This window comes from Arthrobacter sp. P1_B4 (genome assembly GCF_056406555.1).
The window spans coordinates 1-3,730 of sequence record NZ_JBFTZW010000155.1; the positions used below are offsets into that span (position 1 = coordinate 1).

The 3,730-nt window shown below is 68.7% G+C and carries 3 protein-coding genes, 1 tRNA gene and 2 pseudogenes; 3 read left to right on the forward strand and 3 right to left on the reverse strand.

Translation table 11 applies throughout. The features are described 5' to 3' along the window. Positions 1 to 391, reverse strand: a pseudogene (locus AC1D1W_RS20095) (DUF998 domain-containing protein); the annotation flags it as partial. An 82-nt stretch (positions 392 to 473) separates the two neighbouring features. Here AC1D1W_RS20095 and AC1D1W_RS20100 point away from each other — a divergent pair. The 3 genes from AC1D1W_RS20100 (at position 474) to AC1D1W_RS20110 (ending at position 1,569) form a co-directional block, all read left to right on the forward strand. Next, positions 474 to 546 (forward strand) — tRNA-Arg (locus AC1D1W_RS20100). Position 547: 1 nt separating this feature from the next. Beyond that, a complete protein-coding gene (locus AC1D1W_RS20105) occupies positions 548 to 1,165 on the forward strand; it encodes a DUF6314 family protein (protein WP_476944629.1) in 618 nt (205 codons plus the stop codon). Next, positions 1,162 to 1,569 (forward strand): NUDIX hydrolase, encoded by a 408-nt coding sequence (locus AC1D1W_RS20110; RefSeq protein ID WP_028276934.1) that lies wholly within the window; start codon positions 1,162 to 1,164, stop codon positions 1,567 to 1,569. The genes AC1D1W_RS20105 and AC1D1W_RS20110 overlap by 4 nt, the downstream gene beginning before the upstream one ends. A 61-nt stretch (positions 1,570 to 1,630) precedes the next feature. Here AC1D1W_RS20110 and AC1D1W_RS20115 read toward each other — a convergent pair whose 3' ends face one another. Further along, positions 1,631 to 3,544 (reverse strand): ABC transporter ATP-binding protein, encoded by a 1,914-nt coding sequence (locus AC1D1W_RS20115; protein ID WP_476944630.1) that lies wholly within the window; start codon positions 3,542 to 3,544, stop codon positions 1,631 to 1,633. Beyond that, positions 3,541 to 3,730 (reverse strand): annotated as a pseudogene (locus tag AC1D1W_RS20120) (ABC transporter ATP-binding protein); the annotation flags it as partial. The gene AC1D1W_RS20115 and the pseudogene AC1D1W_RS20120, both read right to left, overlap by 4 nt.

Genomic DNA, 3,730 nt, shown 5'->3' on the forward strand with positions numbered 1-3,730 from the left:
GCGCGCGGCCGTGCGGCCGCCCCGGCACCCGGCCGCGCCGGAGGGGCACGCCGGTCCGCGCGGCACAGCACAGGAGCGCCGAGCCGAGCAGCAGCGCGCCGACCACCATGCCAAGGCCTTGGACCACAAATGACGCGTTCATCAGCAGGTGCGCCGGCGAGCAGACGTCCCGGCCGGAGAACTCTCCGCACGCCACGGCGCCGAGGTCGCTGATGTAGCCCGTGCGGCGGCTGTATGGCTCCGCTCCCGCCCAGGCACCGATCACAGCCGACTCGGCCACGAAATACTGCAGCACGCTCAGCTTCGCCAGGGCCCCGACGTAAAACCTGGTCGCGGCCACATCGGGGTAGTAGAGGGCTCCGGCGGAAAGCTCGGTGGTTCCTGCAGTCATGCCAAGAGCGTAGTACGCGCGCTCACCTTGTATGCTTATATCCGTGTCCGACCGGACCGGCCCCGGCCGCCCGCGGACATCCGCCCTCGTAGCTCAGTGGATAGAGCACGGCTCTCCTAAAGCCGGTGTCGTTGGTTCGATTCCAATCGAGGGCACTTGAACATTCCTGCCCCGGACGAAACCCCGGACACGGGTCCGGACTTTGACCTCCGCGCCTACCTGTGCGGCTCCTGGTCCGTCGACCGCACCCTGCTGGACCGCAGCACCGGCACCAGCGGAACCTTCACCGGCGTCGTACACTTCACTGCCGACGACGACGGCGGACTGTGGTGGCGTGAAGAAGGCACCGTCCGCTGGGCGGCCCTGGGCGGCGCGCCGTTCGCCGGCCCGGCGAGCCGGGAATATCTGCTGCGGCCGGCGGACACCCCCGATGTCCTGGACGTGTACTTCCCGGACGGCCGCCCCTTCCACCGCATGGGCTTCGCCGGGCAAACCAATCAGGACGAGCACTGGTGCGACCCGGACACCTACCGCGTGACGTACACCTTCCGCGGTCCGGACCAATGCGGATACCGCTGGGACGTCACCGGGCCCGCCAAGGACCAGCTGCTGGAGTCCGTCCTGCGACGACTGAAAGCAAAACCAGACGCAAGACCAGGAGCAGGCCCAGGCCCGGATCCCGAGACAAGGCCAGGCGTGACGCCGGGAGTAACCCCGGATATGACCCCCGATGCGACGCCGGATGCCGCGCCGGATTCAGGGCGCGCCGGGTGAACCCGCGCATCGTCGTCTCCGCCGTCTGCGTTTTCGATCGCTCCGGACGCCTCCTGACCGTCCGCAAACGCGGCACGGACAAGTTCATGCACCCCGGCGGCAAACCCGAGGCCGGCGAAACAGCGGCCCAGGCTGCGGCGCGCGAGCTCCAGGAGGAAGTGGGGATCGTGCTGGCCCCGGACCGCCTGGACCTGCTGGGTTGCTGGCTGGCGGATGCCGCCAACGAGGCGGCCACCCAGATCGAGGCAACGGTCTTCACGGCGCCCGGGGTATGGAGCGCCCGGCCGTCGGCGGAAATCGCCGAGATCCGCTGGCTGGACCTGTCCGCCGAGCTGCCCGGCGACCTCGCCCCGCTACTGACGGACCATGTGCTGCCGGCCCTGTCCGCCAAGCCGTCCGGCTAGGACCCGTACCGGCCAGGGCCTCCAAAGCCGGCATCTAAAATGCCGGCTTCCTAACGGCGGCTCAGTAGCCGGGCACGGATTCCTGGGCCACCGCGCTGGCCTCGGAGAACTGCGTCCGGTACAACTCCGCATAGCGGCCCTCGGCGGCGAGAAGCTCCCGGTGGGTACCGCGCTCCACGATCGAGCCGTCTTCCACCACCAGGATCGCGTCCGCCGCACGGATCGTCGAGAGACGGTGGGCGATCACGACGGCGGTACGGCCTTCCAGCGCGGCGCCCAGCGCCTCCTGGACGGCGGCCTCATTGGTCGAATCCAGCGCGGCGGTGGCTTCGTCGAGGATGACCACCCGCGGCTGGGCGATCAGCAGGCGGGCGATCGTCAGGCGTTGCCGCTCGCCGCCGGAGAGCCGGTAGCCGCGCTCCCCCACCACGGTGTCCAGTCCATCGGGCAGGGACCGGATCATGTCTTCGAGCCGGGCACGGCGCAGCGCATCCCACATCTGCTCTTCGGTGGCCTCCGGCCGGGCCAGACGCAGGTTGGAGGCGATGCTCTCGTGGAACAGGTGACCGTCCTGCGTCACCATCCCGAGGGTCGCCCGCATCGAGTCGAACGTGAGGTCACGGACGTCCACGCCCGCGCCGGGCGTCGTGCCGCCGAAGCGGATGGCGCCGGAGTCGACGTCGTACAGGCGCGACAGGAGCTGCGCAATGGTGGACTTGCCCGCCCCGGAGGAGCCGACGAGGGCCACCGTCTGACCCGGCTCCACCCGGAAGCTGATGCCGTGCAGCACTTCTTCGCCGCCGCGGGTGTCCAGGGTCCGCACGTCCTCCAGGGAGGCCAGCGAGACCTTCTCCGCCGAGGGGTAGGCGAAGCGGACATTGTCGAACTCCACCGAGAGCGGACCTGGCGGGGACGCCACCGCATCCGGCTTCTGCTGGATAAGCGGCTTGAGGTCCAGGATCTCAAAGACGCGTTCGAAGCTGACCAGGGCGCTCATGATCTCCACCCGTGCGTTCGAAAGTGCCGTGAGCGGCGCGTACAGGCGGGTGAGCAGCAGCGCGAGCACGACGACGTCGCCCGCGTTCAACTGCCCGGCGAGTGCGAGCCAGCCGCCCAGGCCGTAGACCAGTGCCAGGGCCAAGGCCGAGACCAGTGTCAGCGCCGTGACGAAGGTGAATTGCAGCATGGCGGTGCGGACGCCGATGTCCCGGACGCGGCCGGCCCGGAGGGCGAACTCGCGGGATTCCTCGTCGGGGCGGCCGAAAAGCTTGACCAGCGTGGCGCCGGGCGCGGAGAAGCGCTCGGTCATCTGGGTGCCCATGGTGGCGTTGTGCTCGGCGGCTTCGCGCCGCAGATCGGCCAGCTTGGAGCCCATCCGGCGGGCCGGGATCAGGAAGATCGGCAGCAGGATCATGGCGAGCACTGTCACAAGCCACGATTTATTCAGCATCACCGCAAGGGTCAGCGCCAGGGCCACGACGTTGCTGACCACGCCGGAGAGCGTGCCGGCGAAGGCCGACTGCGCACCAATGACATCGTTGTTCAGCCGGCTGACCAGGGCCCCGGTCCGGGTCCTGGTGAAGAACGCGATCGGCATCTTTTGGACGTGGTCGAAGACCTTCGTGCGGAGGTCCACGATCACGCCTTCGCCGATCGTGGAGGACAGCCAGCGCGTCACGAGGCCCAGGCCCGCCTCGGCCACCGCGACGATGGCGATCAGGACGGCCAGCCAGATCACGGTTGAGGCCTCCGCGTGGGCGATGATCTCGTCAACCACCTGCCCGGCGAGGACCGGGGTGGCGACCGCCAGGAAGGCCATCACGATGGACAGCAGCACGAAGGCGATCAGTTTGCTGCGGTGGGGGCGGGCAAAACTGAAGACGCGCTTCAGGGTCTCCTTTGAGAACGGCTTGGACCCGCTGGAGGCGCGGGTGATGTTGTAGAGGGAGCTCCAGGCGACCCGGTCCATGCTCATTTGGTGTTGCCTTTCGGGGCATCGGCGTGCAGTTCGGTGACAACGCCGTTCTCGACGTTCCAGCGCACATCCAGGCGGACGTTTTCCAGCAGCCGGCGGTCGTGGGTGACCAGCAGCAGCGCGCCGTCATAGCTGTCGAGGGCTTCCTCGAGCTGTTCGATGGCGGGCAGGTCAAGGTGGTTGGTG